Below are 13,297 nucleotides of genomic sequence, written 5' to 3' on the forward strand. Positions count from 1 at the left end.
ATACACATGACTGCTAACCGCCTTCGCATTCTGCCTGCAACCCTGGCAATTGCCGTATCCAGTGCCAGCTTGCCATTGCTCTCTCATGGGGCCGGCTTCGTCGAAGACGCCAAGGTTTCCACCAACCTGCGTAACTTCTACATCAACCGCAACTTCGTCGACTCAAACGCGCCTCAAAACTACGGCGAAGAATGGACCCAGGCCTTTATTCTCAACGCACAATCTGGCTTCACCGAAGGCACCGTGGGGTTCGGACTCGACACATTAGGCATGTTGGCCATCAAGCTTGATGGCGGTAATGGTACAGACGGAACGGCGCTGCTGCCGGTTCATCCAGACGGACCATCGGACGACTTCGGACGCCTTGCAGTCGCCGCCAAGGCGAAGATCTCCAACACCGAATTGAAGGTCGGTGAATGGATGCCCGTGCTGCCCATTCTGCGCTCCGATGATGGCCGCTCGCTGCCGCAAACCTTTGAAGGTGCGCAACTGACATCCAAGGAAATCGATGGTTTGAATCTCTACGGTGGCCAGTTCCGCCAGAACAGCCCGCGTGACAGCGCGAGCATGGACGACATGAGCTATGGCGGCGCGTTTTCCGACCGCTTCAACTTTGCCGGCGGCGAATACGCATTCAATGACAAACGCACCCAAGTAGGCGTTTGGTACGCCGAACTGGAAGATGTTTACCAACAGCAATATTTCAACCTGCAACACAGCCAGCCAGTGGGCGACTGGGTGCTTGGCGCCAATATCGGCTACTTCATCGGCAAGGAAGACGGCAGTGCGCTGGCCGGCGACCTCGACAACAAAACCATCTCCGGGTTGTTCTCCGCCAAGTACGCCAGCAACACCTTTTATATCGGCCTGCAAAAGCTCACGGGCGACAACAACTGGATGCGCGTCAATGGCACCAGCGGCGGCACCCTGGCCAACGACAGCTTCAACAACAGCTACGACAACGCCCAGGAACGTTCATGGCAAGTGCGCCATGACTTCAACTTCGCGGGGCTAGGCATTCCCGGCCTGACCCTGATGAACCGCTACATCAGCGGCGACAATGTACATACCGCGACCACCAACGACGGCAAGGAATGGGGCCGCGAAACCGAGCTGGCCTACACCATTCAAAGCGGTGCGCTCAAGGCATTGAACATGAAATGGCGCAACTCGACCCTGCGCCAGAACTTCGCCATGCGCGACATGGATGAGAACCGGATTATCATTAACTATCCGCTGGACATCCTCTAAGGAACCTCTGAAAAACTACTGCGCTCGATATTACTGGGGCAGCCCATGCTGCGTTAAAAAACTGCTCAAAATGCTCATTTACAGCTCGTAAACTCCGCTTTTTCACAGTTTTTTGCCTTGTACTCTCGTCGCTCGCTACCTTTTTCAGAAGGTTCCGAACCGCTGAAAAACTACTGCGCTCCGACCGGGCTGTACATTGGTAACAGCCCGGTATTTTCAACGCTTCACCCTGCTTGCTCCAGTGACTTTTAGCCCAGCTTCGCGCTGGGCTTTTTTATCCGTATTCGGGTGTCCGTTTATCGACCGCAGATTGCCTGAACGGCCTGTCTGTTTTGCCGACGCCATCAGCAACAGTTGTAAGATCAATAGCCCGTTCGACTTGGAGAATAGATATGCAGTCAATCACCACTCGTCAACAATTGCAGTTGCCCAAACTTGGCCTGGGAACATGGCCAATGCTCGATGAAGAATGCAGCCGCGCCGTCGAGCAGGCAATCGAACTGGGCTACCGGCATATTGATACGGCCACCGGCTACAACAACGAAGCAGCGGTCGGCACGGCACTGGCTCGTTCAAGCACACCGCGCGAGCAGATACATGTGACTACCAAAGTCTGGTGGGACAAGCTGCAACCCCAGGCCATGCGCCAATCACTCGACAACAGCTTGAAAGCCCTGCAAAGCGATTATGTAGACCTGTTCCTGATTCACTGGCCCGGCAATGGCGGTAAAGACTGGAGTCTGGAGCAAAGCATCGAAACCCTGGTTGAACTTCAACAAAGTGGCAAAGCCAAGCATATAGGCGTAGCCAACTTCACCTTGCCAATGCTGCGCCGTGCAGTCGATGAACTGGGCGCCCCCCTGGCCGCGCTGCAGGTCGAATACCACCTGATGCTCGACCAGCAACCGCTGCTCGATTTCGTTCGTCAGCACGACATGGCACTGACCGCCTACACGCCACTGGCCCGCGGCAAGGCTGCAGAAGCTGCGCAGGTGCAACAAGTGGCGGACAAGCATGCCGTGCTACCGAGCCAGGTTGTCCTGCAATGGCTGTTGGCCCAAGACAATGTCGCCGCGATCCCCAAGGCCAGCGGCAAAGCCAATCAGCTCAGCAACCTACAAGCCCTGGATCTGCGCCTGGACGCCGACGACCTTGCCCTGCTCGCCCAGCTGCCGAAGAACCTACGCGTGGTAAACCCGGACTTTGCACCGCAATGGGATAGTTGAACGACTGATCGCACATACAACAAAGCCAGCACGCATCGCTGGCTTTGTTCGATCGGTGTTTGCGGCAAGTAGGGTTAAGGCCGCGATCTCAATCCTGTAGCGACTCGACACCCATCTCGTCCCACACCTCCTCCGCCAGATGGAAGGTGGCATTGGCCGCAGGAATGCCACAATAGATCGCGCTCTGCATCAGCACTTCCTTGATCTCATCACGGGTCACGCCGTTGTTTTTCGCAGCCTTGAGATGCAGTTTCAGTTCACCTTCGCGGTTCATCCCGATCAGCATGGCGATGGTAATCAGGCTGCGGGTGTGGCGCGGCAGGCCGGGACGGGTCCAGATATCACCCCAGGCGTGACGGGTAATCATCTCCTGGAACTCTTCATTAAAGGGCGTCATTTTTTCCAGGCTGCGATCAACATGAGCGTCACCCAGAACCGCGCGACGCACCTGCATGCCTGCTTCATAGCGTTGTTTTTCGTCCATCGTATTCACTCCGATCAAGCCAGCAAAAAATCCAGCACGCGCTGGCTGAACAGTTCACCCGCCTCGACATTCGACAGGTGCGCGGCATGGAATTCAACCTGCTGCGCGCCTGCAATTTTAGACGTCATAAATTGCCCATCGGCGGGTGTTGTCACCGCATCATGGGTGCCGCACACCACCAGAACCGGTAATGCGATCGTCGCAATCTGCTCACGGAAATCCGCATCACGGACCGCTGCACAATTGGCGGCGTAACCTTCAGGCGAAGTTTGTGCGAGCATGCCGACTATAGGTTCGACCTTGGCCGGTTGGCTTGCGGCAAAACCTTCGGTAAACCAACGAGAAATTGATGCATCACGCAACGCGGCCATGGCCGCGGCGCCGTCGCGCAGGACGGTTTCAATCCGTGGGTTCCAGATGTCTGGCGAACCGATTTTCGCAGCGGTATTGCAAACCACCACTTTACTCAGGCGCTGCGGAGCGTTAATTGCCAGCCACTGGCCAATCAAGCCGCCCATGGACAAGCCACAGAATGCCGCTTTCTGGATATCCAAGGCGTCGAGCAGCGCAAGCACATCCCGGCCATTTTGCTCGATGCTGTACGGCCCTTTGCTCACCAGTGATTTGCCATGGCCACGGGTGTCATAGCGCAGCACACGAAAGTGCTCGGTAAATGCGGGCATCTGTGCATCCCACATGTGCAGGTCGGTACCCAATGAGTTGGACAGCACCAGTACCGGCGCATCAGCCGGACCTTCTAACACGTAATTCAGTTCGCCATCGGCAAGTTGCACAACAGACATCAGAGGCCTCTATTCGCAGAAATTTTGATGTTCAGCCAATGCGCGCTCAACCCAGCGCCTTGCCTGACCGAGATAAAAAGCTGGGTCCAGCAAGCGATCAAGCTCGGCAGCGGATAATTGCGCAGTGACTTCAGGGTTCGCGCCAAGCACTGCGCGCAGATGCACGCCTTGCGCGACTGCCTCGCGACAACAATGTTCGAGCAGATGATGGGCCGCATCACGACCCATGCGCTGGGCAAGGGCAATGCTGACGGCTTCGGCAAGCACCAGCCCTTGTGTCAGGTCGAGGTTTTCGCGCATGCGCGCAGCCTGTACCTCCAACCCCGGCACCACCAGCAAGGCTTGTTGCAACGCCCCGGAAACCAGACAGCAAAGTTCCGGCAGGCATTCCCACTCGGCGTGCCACAAACCCAGGCTGCGTTCGTGCTCCTGCGGCATGGCCGAGAGCATGGTGGAAACCAGGCCCGGTGCTCGCGTGGCGGCAGCAATCAACACGGCGGCACTGACCGGATTGCGTTTGTGCGGCATGGTTGATGAGCCACCCTTGCCCGGCGCGGCAGGCTCGAACAGTTCACCCGCCTCGGTTTGCATCAACAGGCTCAGGTCGCGGCCCAATTTGCCCAGGCTTCCGGCCAGCATGCCCAACCAGCTGGCAAACTCGACCAGCCGATCACGCTGGGTGTGCCAAGGTTGATCCGGCAGGCTCAGCTTCAGCTCATCAGCCAAGGCCTCGCTGACGGGCCAGGCTTGCTCGCCCAGTGCCGCCAAACTGCCGGACGCACCACCAAACTGCAGGCACAGCAAGCGTGGTTTGAGCTCAAGCAAGCGCTGACGGTGACGCGTAATAGCACCGAGCATCCCCGCCAACTTCATGCCCAGGGTGACCGGCGTTGCATGTTGCAGCCAGGTGCGCCCGGCAATTGGCGTATCCGCGTGGCGCTCGGCCTGCTGCGCCAGCCCATCGGCCAAACGCTGCAAGTCTTGCTCAAGCAACTCAATGGCAGCGCGCAGTTGCAAGACCAGCCCCGTGTCCATCACATCCTGGCTGGTCGCGCCCAGATGTACATAGCGCTCAGCCTCGGCGCTTTCACTGGCAATGCGCTTACCTAACGCCTTGACCAGCGGAATCGCTGAATTACCTGCGACTGTGATGGCTTGCGCCAGAGCCGGAAAATCAAAGTGCTCGGCACTGCACGCGGTCTCAATCGGGCCAACGGCAGTTGTGGGGATCAGGCCAACTCGCGCTTCGGCACGGGCCAGCGCTGCTTCAAAATCAAGCATGCCTTGCACCCGGCCCTGATCGCAAAAGATTGCGCGCATGGCTGGCTGGGTGAAGTAGGCATCGAAAAGTTGATTGCTCGGGCAGTTCAAGCCGGCGCTCCAGAATCTTGGAATGAGTGGTTGTTTTATAGCAGTGTACGAGCCGAGGCCAGTAGCGGATTCGCAGCTCGCACAAATCCTTGCGACTGACCTTGGCCAGTCAAACCCGCTCGATAGCCAGCGCCAGGCCTTGGCCAACACCTACGCACATGGTCGCCAGCCCCAGCTTGCCACCGGTTTTCTCAAGCTGGTGAACGGCTGTGAGGACCAACCGATTGCCGCTCATGCCCAGCGGATGACCAAGGGCGATGGCACCACCGTTGGGGTTGACCTTGGCGCAGTCATCGGCCAAACCCAGTTCACGAGTCACCGCCAGCCCCTGGGCGGCGAAGGCTTCGTTGAGTTCGATCACATCGAAAGCATTGATATCCAGATTCAAACGCGCCAGCAATTTGCGCACGGCAGGCACAGGGCCAATACCCATCACTCGCGGCGCCACACCAGCGCTGGCCATGCCAAGTACTTTCGCACGCGGCTTGAGACCGTACTTTTGTACAGCCTCAGCCGAGGCCAGAATGATTGCCGAGGCGCCATCGTTCAAGCCCGAAGCATTGCCTGCGGTGACAGTCTTGTCCGCACCATTGACTGGCTTGAGCTTGGCCATGGTTTCGGCGTTACTGTCGGCGCGTGGATGCTCGTCGGTATCGACAACGGTTTCGCCCTTACGGGTCTTAATCACCACCGGGACGATTTCCTCGGCGTAATAACCGCTCGCCTGGGCAGCGGCTGCACGTTGCTGACTGCGCAGGGCAAATGCATCCTGATCAGCGCGGCTCACAGCATAGTCAGCGGCGACATTATCAGCAGTGACTGGCATGGCATCGACGCCATACTGTTCTTTCATCAAGGGGTTAACAAAGCGCCAGCCCATGGTCGTGTCTTCGATTTTCTGACCACGGCCAAAAGCGCTGTCGGCCTTGCCCATGACATAAGGCGCACGCGTCATCGACTCAACGCCCGCGGCAATTGCCAGCTCCATTTCACCCAAGGCAATGGCGCGGAACGCTGAGCCCACCGCATCCAGCCCCGAGGCGCACAGGCGATTGAGCGTTACCCCCGGCACTGTTTCAGGAAGACCGGCGAGCAACAATGCCATGCGCGCAACGTTGCGGTTGTCTTCACCAGACTGGTTGGCGCAACCCATGAAGACTTCATCAAGAGCGCTCCAATCCACCTGAGGATTGCGCTCGATCAGGGCACGCAAAGGGATGGCGGCCAAGTCATCGGCACGCACTGCTGACAGGCCGCCATTGAGGCGACCAATAGGCGTACGCACGGCATCGCAGATAAAGACTTCGCGGCTCATTCGTCACCCCCGGCCTGGCCGTGAGCAGCGGCGGTACGGGCTTCGAGATCGCGCAACGCAGTCAATTCTTCAAATTTAGGCGCTTGAGTTGTGGTCACGGTTTCGGCAAAGCGAATTTGCCAACCCGTGTTTTCAATCACCTGCTCGCGCGTCACACCCGGGTGCATGGAGGTGACGATAAACTCATTGCTGCCTGCTTCCGGCTCCATGATGCACAGGTCGGTAATGATCGCCACCGGCCCTTCGCCCGGCAACCCGAGGCGCTTGCGATGATCGCCGCCTTCGCCATGACCAACAGAGGTAATAAAGGCCAGTTTCTCAACAAAGGTGCGATGGCCTTGCTTGAGGATGATCAGCACTTTCTTCGCCGAGCCTGCGATTTCCGGTGCGCCGCCAGCACCCGGTAGACGAACCTTGGGCTGCTGGTAATCACCGATCACCGTGGTGTTGATGTTGCCGTACTTGTCGACCTGCGCCGCGCCCAGGAAACCGACGTCGATCCGTCCGCCTTGCAGCCAGTAGCGAAAGATTTCGCCCGTCGGCACCACGGTGTCAGCGGTTTCAGCCAACTCGCCATCACCAATCGACAGCGGCAATACACTGGGCTTGGCGCCGATAGGACCGGATTCATAGATCAGCACCACTTCTGGCGCATGGGTCAGGCGTGCGAGGTTGGCGGCCTTGGAAGGCAAGCCGATACCGACAAAGCAAACGCTGCCATTACCCAGGCGACGTGCTGCAGCGACGGTCATCATTTCATTGGTTGTGAAGTCAGTCATCACTTGTTCTCCCCGTTCACTTTCGCTTTGTACTCGGCAAAATCCGCAGTGCCACGGATGTATTCATCAATCCAGGCAGTGAAGGTTTCCCGGTCACGGGCGATAGGGTCCCAAGCTTGATAGAAGCGGTTGTCGCGCTCGTAGTAGCCGTGTGCATAGGATGGATGCGCCCCGCCAGGAACCAGGCAAACGGCGGCTATTGCCCAGGTTGGCAATACGCAGGCATTCATTGGCGCTTGCAGGTCATCGACAATTTCCTCAACGGTCACAATGCAATGCTTGGCCGCCAGCGCCGCTTCTTTCTGTACGCCAAGGATGCCTTGAATCAGCACATTGCCTTTGCGGTCGGCCTTTTGCGCATGGATCACGGTTACATCAGGACGCACGCTTGGCACCGCTGCCAGGGTTTCACCGGTAAAGGGGCAATCGATGAACTTGATGCGCGGGTTGACCTTGGCCAGGTCCGAACCTTGATAGCCACGCAGCACAGCAAATGGCAAACCCGAGGCGCCAGACACATAGGCATTGGCCATGGCCGCGTGGCTGTGCTCTTCAATCTCAAGCGGTTGCGGCCAGCCCTTCTCGACCGCGTCGCGCAGACGGTGCAACGAGCCAACGCCCGGATTGCCGCCCCAGGAGAAAATCAGTTTTTTTGCGCAACCAGCACCGATCAACAGGTCATAGACCAGATCCGGCGTCATGCGCACCAACGTCAGGTCTTTCTTGTCCTGGCGAATCAGTTCGTGGGCAGCAGCAGTCGGAATAAGATGGGTAAAACCTTCGAGGGCAACAGTGTCGCCATCGTTGACGAAGCGTTGGACGGCTTCGCTTAAAGAAATAATGTCAGCCATGGTAAGTCTCGATTGGTAGACGGGACAGTCGTGTGGGTAAAAAGTACTCTGCCGACGCAGGCCAAACAATCCGATAATCGACTATCCGTTCGATTATCGAACAACACTCAATACATGCGATTCCCAAGCCACGGGCATCGCACGTCGCTTGCAGCTAGGTTGCATCTGCGTGACTGACCAACCCCTTGATAACCACCGCCGCCGTGGCGATAGCTGCAGGCACCACAAGTGCAGTCAAGACCTGCTCGAAGTTCCAGCCCAGGCCAAGCAAGGTCGCCCCCATCCAGGCACCCAAAATGGCGCCGAAACGACCAATGCCAAGCATCCAGGACACACCGGTTGCGCGTCCCTGGGTTGGGTAAAAACGTGCAGCCAGCGAGGGCATGGCCGATTGCGCACCGTTGACGCACATCCCGGCCAGCAATACCAAGGTGGCCAGCAAGGTGACCTGACCGAGGCTTTGCCCGACCAGATAGGCAAATACGCCCGCGAACAGGTAAAACCCACCAATGACCTTATGTGGATTGAAACGATCCATCGCCCAGCCAACGGCAACGGCACTGAGTACCCCGCCAAACTGGAACAAGGCCCCGATAAACGCCGCTTGCTCCATGCTGGCGCCGCTGTCGCGCATCAACGTCGGCAACCAACTGGTGAGCAGGTAAACAATCACCAGGCCCATGAAGTAAGTCAGCCACAGCAACAGCGTGCCGGTGCTGTAGGTGCCCGAGAAAACCACCTTGAGCACGTTGCGGCTTTGCACGGTTTTCTGCTCAGGAACCGTGAATGCGCTGATACCTTGCATAGCGGCTGGCGCAATGGGCTCAAGGACTTTACGCACCTTGTCTGCCCCACGATTGCGCACCACCAAGAACCGCGCGGATTCGGGTAGACGCACCAGCAACACCAGTGACAGTGCCAACGGCAGCACACCACCGATCAACAACAAGCTGTGCCAGCCGTATGCCGGAATCAGTGCTGCAGAGACAAAACCGCCGCACGCCATGCCCAGGTTAAAGCCGCAGAACATGCTGGTGACCAGCAGCGACTTGAGACGCTCAGGGGTGTATTCAGACAGCAGCGTCGTTGCATTGGGCATTGCCGCACCCAGCCCCAGTCCGGTCAGAAAACGCAGCACGACAAGCTGGTCGACATTGCCACTGAATGCAGACAACAGGCTGAACAAGCCAAAGAGGAATACCGCGACCACCAAGACGACTTTGCGTCCATAGCGGTCAGCCAGCGGGCCGGAACCCAAGGCGCCGAACACCATGCCAATCAAGGCAGCGCTCATCACCGGGCCGAGGCTGGCGCGATCAATCCCCCAATCCTGGGTCAACGCCGGGGCAATGAAGCCCATGGCGGCGGTGTCCAGGCCATCGAGAAAAACAATCAGGAAACACAGAATCATGACGCGCCATTGATAGCGCGATAGAGGCTGGGCATTGATAAACGATTGCACATCCAGGCTGGCAGCAGTCGTGGAGGTTATGGCGGTCATGGTGGTCTCTTATTGTGGTGAAGAAAACTGCACCTGCAACTTAAGCGTCCACCCTGAACCGCTCAATACGATAATCGATTCAGCGTTCGATTAACGATCAGAAATAGACTTTGGTCTACCCCTCTGAACATCAGCATGCGACTTGCCATAAAGCCCTGCGCACAAGGGCTGGTCAATGAAACAAACGGGTACTCAATTCTTTACTCGCTTCGAGCAGCACCGGCAGAAAACGGCTTTCCAACTCCTGGCGGCTGGTACGGCTGACATGGGTCCCGACGTTCAATGCGGCCAGCACCTGGCCCGCCGAGTCTTTCAGCGGTACGGCGATCGAACGCAGGCCAATCTCCAGCTCTTGATCAATGATCACCCAGCCTTGCTGGCGGATCTGCTCGATATTTTCGCGCAGCGCCTCCGGCGTGTGCAGAGTGCGGCTGGTCTTGATCTGCAGGTCGGCGTGTTCAAGGTATTCATCAAGCGTCAGGTTATCCAACCCCGCCAGCAGAATCCGGCCCATTGATGTGCAATACGCAGGCAAACGGCTGCCGACGCTGAGATCAACTGAAATCAAGCGCTGCGGTGTAGCCGAACGGGCGATGTAGAGGATTTCATCCCCTTCCAGGCTGGCCATGGAGCAGGCTTCATGCAACTGCTCGCTGATCCTGTCGAGTATCGGCTGAGCCGTCACCGCCAGCGGCGTTGAAGACAAATAGGCATGGCCAAGCGTCAGCACCTTGGGCAGCAACGAATAAGTGCGCCCATCGGTGGTGGCATAGCCAAGCTTGATCAGGGTATGCAGGCAGCGCCGTACCGCCGCGCGGGGAATCTCGGTACGGTGGCTGATCTGGGCAATGGTCAGATGGCGCTTGCGCTCTTGGAATGCATGAACCACTGCTAAACCACGGGCCAGCGAGGTCATAAAATTAGGGTCGCCGGTCAGGGCTTCAATCCGTTTGGCTGGCGATACCACAATAGGCGGCGCCAGAGTTGACAGCGGTTGGCGTTGCTCATCGCTCATTGCAGTTTTCCTTTATTGACATTCAAGCCCTTGCGCGATTATCGAACCAACGCGCGATAATCGCAATCCTGGCTCACTGACATTTACCGCACATTGCATTCACAGGTGTGGCCCGGCGAGCCAGCCGATAAACAGGCTGTAGGTCACAAACGACAGCAACGTCGCACCAACCAAGGCAGCCGCGCAGCGCCCTTGCAAGCCAAAGCGCTGGCCGACTATGGGGTAAATGCTCATCATCGGCGCACAGGCAAACAACACGCCGGCCACGCGCAAGCTTGGGTCAGTAACGGGTAGAAAACTGAAGCACAGCAACACTGCCAGCGGGTGCAAAATCAGCTTGCCCAAACTGATCTGCAGCACATCGGTGACCATGCCACCAACACGCATCCCTACCAGGCTGCCTCCAATCACAAACAAGGCCACCGGCGCAGAAGACTGAGCCAGCATCTCCACCGCCCGCATCGGTATCTCAGGCACATGCAGGCCCAGCAGCGCGACCAGCAACCCCAGGCAAATCGCAATAATTATGGGGTTACTCAGCAGCCGCTTGCCGGTAGCAACGGCAGTTGCACGCAGGCCCAAACCTTGGCTTTCACCCACCTCAGCCAAGGCAAAAGCGAGCGGCAGCATCAGCAGGTTTTCGATCAACACGCCCATTGCCAACCCGACTGCAGCGGCCTCACCGACCACCAAGGCGGCAATCGGATAACCAATAAAGCCACTGTTGGACATGGACATGCCCACGGCACTGATCGCGCTGGCGCTGAAACCATCACCGCGTACGCGCCGTGAAATGGCAAAGCCCAGCGCAAATACCAGCAGCGAGGCCAGGCCGTATGCCAGCAGGTAATTGCGCTCGAACACCTCGTCCAGCGGCCGCTCGACCAGTGCCTTGAACACCAGCGCTGGCAACGCAAAGCTAATAACAAAACGCCCCATCCCAGCCACTTGCTCGCGGCTGATCCATTGCAGGCGAGTGGCGATAAAGCCAAGGCCGATAATCAGAAAAATCGGCGCGGTGATGCCCAGGATCTGCAACATAATGATGAACTCAATACTTCAGTTGGCAGAGTTGCTGTAAACGGCTGCGTGTACGTGAGAAATCAACATGACTGCCCGGCTGGCACAGATCATCCAAGCCAGCCTCACAGCCTAGAAAGAGCTGCACGCCGCTGTCGTAAGCAATATCAATAAAGTTAAGAAAGCGCTGCTGTACATCAATGCCCTCGGCATCCAGGCAAGGCACGCCAGCCACCGCCAATTGTCGATACTGGTCGCAGAGCCAGAGAAAGTCCGCGCTGGAGCGGGGTTGTCGACACAGCTCGCCGAAATCCAGCCAGAGCATCCCAGCCTCCCTGGCGCGCAGTTTTAGCGGGTGATGATTAAGGGTTATTTCGCGGTCATATTCAACGCTCTCGCTAAACGCCAGGCGCTTGCCAAGCACAGCGCTGGATTCCTTGACCGGCCAGATGTATTCACCCCAACAATAACCTGCGCGCTGGCGGTAGTCGGTTCCGCCGTCAAGCTGCACAACCGCAAAGCGCTGTTCAAGCAAACTGATTGCTGGCTTGAAGCGCTCACGATACAGCGGATTGGGACACAAGCCTTGAGGCGCATAGTTGGAAGTGCATACCACGCCCACGCCCTTTTCAACCAATGCCTTGAGCAGGCGCCCGAGCAGCATCGCATCGCCAATATCGTGTACGTGAAACTCATCAAAACAGAGCAAGCGCACGCTCTTGGCGATGTCACCCGCCACCCGGACTAAAGGGTCGCTTTGGCCGTTATACGCCAGCATGCGTTGTTGCAACTCCTGCAAGAACGCATGGAAATGCACTCGACGCTTGTCTTCCAAGGGCGCAGCAGTAAAGAACGCATCCATCACAAAGCTTTTGCCGCGCCCCACCCCGCCCCACAGATAAACCCCGGCGATAGGTTTAGTTGACCACCGCGAACGCGGTGCCAGAAATGCCGAAAGCCACTGACCGAGACGGTCAATGGCTAGCTGTTGTGCAGGATCGGCGCTAAAGCCTTTGTCACTGAGCAGCGTCGTAAAATGCGCACGCACGAGCTGCTCCGGCAAGCGCTCGCTAGAAGTCAAAGAACACCGTCTCTCCCTCGCCCTGAATGGTGATATCAAACCGATAAGCCAGTTTGCCATCCACTTCACAGCGCTGGGCGACTAAAGTCTCACGTCGCTGCGGTTGCTCGATCAGGTTAAGCACCGGGTCTGCCGCGTTGGCTTCTGCTTCATCAGAGAAATACAAACGGGTTTGCAGGTGAATATTGATCCCCCGGGCGAACAGGGAAATATTGATATGCGGCGCCATGGGCACACCTGCCGCATTATTCACTACACCCGGCTTGATGGTGTGTAGCGTCCAGCCGCCGGTTTCAAAGGTGGTGGCGGTACGACCAAAGCAATTAAAGGGCTTCTCCAGGTCGTAGTCGCTGTCGTAGCGGCCTTGATGATCAGCCTGCCAAAACTCCAGAAACGAGTCTTTGACCAAGTGACCGTTGCCGTCATGGACATTGCCAATCAACAGGATGTGTTCGCCCGGCGCCTCGGGTTTAGCCATCTGGTTCCAGATTTCCTGGGGCCGCGCCGGGTTGCCTGCAGCGGCCAAGGCCAAACCAATATGCACATAAGGGCCAGCGGTTTGTGAAGGGGTTTCGGCTAGCAATTCGATAGGCATGACAA

Annotated in this window: 13 protein-coding genes; 2 read left to right on the forward strand and 11 right to left on the reverse strand. The window is 57.6% G+C overall.

Annotated features, from left to right (window positions below; all coding sequences use genetic code 11):
* The first annotated feature begins 6 nt into the window (after positions 1-6).
* Together AACY26_RS06825 and AACY26_RS06830 are read left to right on the forward strand one after the other, a co-directional pair.
* A complete protein-coding gene (locus tag AACY26_RS06825; RefSeq protein ID WP_339512304.1) occupies positions 7-1,251 on the forward strand; it encodes an OprD family porin in 1,245 nt (414 codons plus the stop codon).
* Positions 1,252-1,643: 392 nt separating this feature from the next.
* Positions 1,644-2,477: an aldo/keto reductase gene (locus AACY26_RS06830; protein ID WP_339512306.1), complete on the forward strand. Its 834-nt coding sequence runs from the start codon at positions 1,644-1,646 to the stop codon at positions 2,475-2,477.
* An 88-nt stretch (positions 2,478-2,565) separates the two neighbouring features.
* Here AACY26_RS06830 and pcaC read toward each other — a convergent pair whose 3' ends face one another.
* The 11 genes from pcaC to pcaG all read right to left on the reverse strand — a co-directional run bounded on the left by pcaC (position 2,566) and on the right by pcaG (position 13,292).
* Positions 2,566-2,961, reverse strand: coding sequence for a 4-carboxymuconolactone decarboxylase (pcaC, locus tag AACY26_RS06835; RefSeq protein WP_339512309.1), 396 nt, complete (start codon positions 2,959-2,961; stop codon positions 2,566-2,568).
* A gap of 14 nt (positions 2,962-2,975) precedes the next feature.
* Positions 2,976-3,764 carry a 3-oxoadipate enol-lactonase gene (gene pcaD, locus AACY26_RS06840; protein ID WP_339512311.1) on the reverse strand — a complete coding sequence of 263 codons (789 nt, stop codon included), beginning with the start codon at positions 3,762-3,764 and terminating at the stop codon, positions 2,976-2,978.
* 9 nt (positions 3,765-3,773) lie between these two features.
* Positions 3,774-5,135, reverse strand: a complete 1,362-nt coding sequence (locus AACY26_RS06845) for a 3-carboxy-cis,cis-muconate cycloisomerase (RefSeq protein WP_339512313.1) — start codon at positions 5,133-5,135, stop codon at positions 3,774-3,776.
* 109 nt (positions 5,136-5,244) lie between these two features.
* On the reverse strand, positions 5,245-6,450 hold the full coding sequence (gene pcaF, locus AACY26_RS06850; protein WP_339512315.1) for a 3-oxoadipyl-CoA thiolase: 1,206 nt from the start codon (positions 6,448-6,450) through the stop codon (positions 5,245-5,247).
* Positions 6,447-7,229, reverse strand: a complete 783-nt coding sequence (locus tag AACY26_RS06855) for a CoA-transferase subunit beta (protein WP_339512317.1) — start codon at positions 7,227-7,229, stop codon at positions 6,447-6,449. Before AACY26_RS06855 ends, pcaF begins: the two co-directional genes overlap by 4 nt.
* On the reverse strand, positions 7,229-8,080 hold the full coding sequence (locus tag AACY26_RS06860; protein ID WP_339512319.1) for a CoA transferase subunit A: 852 nt from the start codon (positions 8,078-8,080) through the stop codon (positions 7,229-7,231). Before AACY26_RS06860 ends, AACY26_RS06855 begins: the two co-directional genes overlap by 1 nt.
* Before the next feature lie 154 nt (positions 8,081-8,234).
* Positions 8,235-9,581 (reverse strand): MFS transporter, encoded by a 1,347-nt coding sequence (locus tag AACY26_RS06865; protein ID WP_339512321.1) that lies wholly within the window; start codon positions 9,579-9,581, stop codon positions 8,235-8,237.
* A gap of 172 nt (positions 9,582-9,753) precedes the next feature.
* On the reverse strand, positions 9,754-10,596 hold the full coding sequence (locus AACY26_RS06870; RefSeq protein ID WP_339512323.1) for an IclR family transcriptional regulator: 843 nt from the start codon (positions 10,594-10,596) through the stop codon (positions 9,754-9,756).
* Between the two features lie 99 nt (positions 10,597-10,695).
* Positions 10,696-11,637 carry an AEC family transporter gene (locus tag AACY26_RS06875; RefSeq protein ID WP_339512325.1) on the reverse strand — a complete coding sequence of 314 codons (942 nt, stop codon included), beginning with the start codon at positions 11,635-11,637 and terminating at the stop codon, positions 10,696-10,698.
* A gap of 10 nt (positions 11,638-11,647) precedes the next feature.
* Positions 11,648-12,664 carry a cell division protein ZapE gene (zapE, locus tag AACY26_RS06880; protein WP_339512327.1) on the reverse strand — a complete coding sequence of 339 codons (1,017 nt, stop codon included), beginning with the start codon at positions 12,662-12,664 and terminating at the stop codon, positions 11,648-11,650.
* Between the two features lie 22 nt (positions 12,665-12,686).
* Positions 12,687-13,292 carry a protocatechuate 3,4-dioxygenase subunit alpha gene (gene pcaG / locus AACY26_RS06885; protein WP_339512329.1) on the reverse strand — a complete coding sequence of 202 codons (606 nt, stop codon included), beginning with the start codon at positions 13,290-13,292 and terminating at the stop codon, positions 12,687-12,689.
* Positions 13,293-13,297: the final 5 nt, after the last annotated feature.

Source organism: Pseudomonas sp. RL_15y_Pfl2_60, assembly GCF_963970595.1.
In the GTDB taxonomy this organism is placed as follows: Bacteria; Pseudomonadota; Gammaproteobacteria; order Pseudomonadales; family Pseudomonadaceae; genus Aquipseudomonas.

Excerpts from the sequence above, each read along its gene's own strand:
- AACY26_RS06870 (WP_339512323.1), bottom strand. The coding sequence starts at position 10,596 with ATGAGCGATGAGCAACGCCAACCGCTGTCAACTCTGGCGCCGCCTATT.
- pcaC (WP_339512309.1), bottom strand. The coding sequence starts at position 2,961 with ATGGACGAAAAACAACGCTATGAAGCAGGCATGCAGGTGCGTCGCGCG.
- AACY26_RS06875 (WP_339512325.1), bottom strand. The coding sequence starts at position 11,637 with ATGTTGCAGATCCTGGGCATCACCGCGCCGATTTTTCTGATTATCGGC.
- pcaF (WP_339512315.1), bottom strand. The coding sequence starts at position 6,450 with ATGAGCCGCGAAGTCTTTATCTGCGATGCCGTGCGTACGCCTATTGGT.
- pcaG (WP_339512329.1), bottom strand. The coding sequence starts at position 13,292 with ATGCCTATCGAATTGCTAGCCGAAACCCCTTCACAAACCGCTGGCCCT.
- pcaD (WP_339512311.1), bottom strand. The coding sequence starts at position 3,764 with ATGTCTGTTGTGCAACTTGCCGATGGCGAACTGAATTACGTGTTAGAA.
- AACY26_RS06830 (WP_339512306.1), top strand. The coding sequence starts at position 1,644 with ATGCAGTCAATCACCACTCGTCAACAATTGCAGTTGCCCAAACTTGGC.
- AACY26_RS06855 (WP_339512317.1), bottom strand. The coding sequence starts at position 7,229 with ATGACTGACTTCACAACCAATGAAATGATGACCGTCGCTGCAGCACGT.
- AACY26_RS06865 (WP_339512321.1), bottom strand. The coding sequence starts at position 9,581 with ATGACCGCCATAACCTCCACGACTGCTGCCAGCCTGGATGTGCAATCG.
- AACY26_RS06860 (WP_339512319.1), bottom strand. The coding sequence starts at position 8,080 with ATGGCTGACATTATTTCTTTAAGCGAAGCCGTCCAACGCTTCGTCAAC.
- AACY26_RS06825 (WP_339512304.1), top strand. The coding sequence starts at position 7 with ATGACTGCTAACCGCCTTCGCATTCTGCCTGCAACCCTGGCAATTGCC.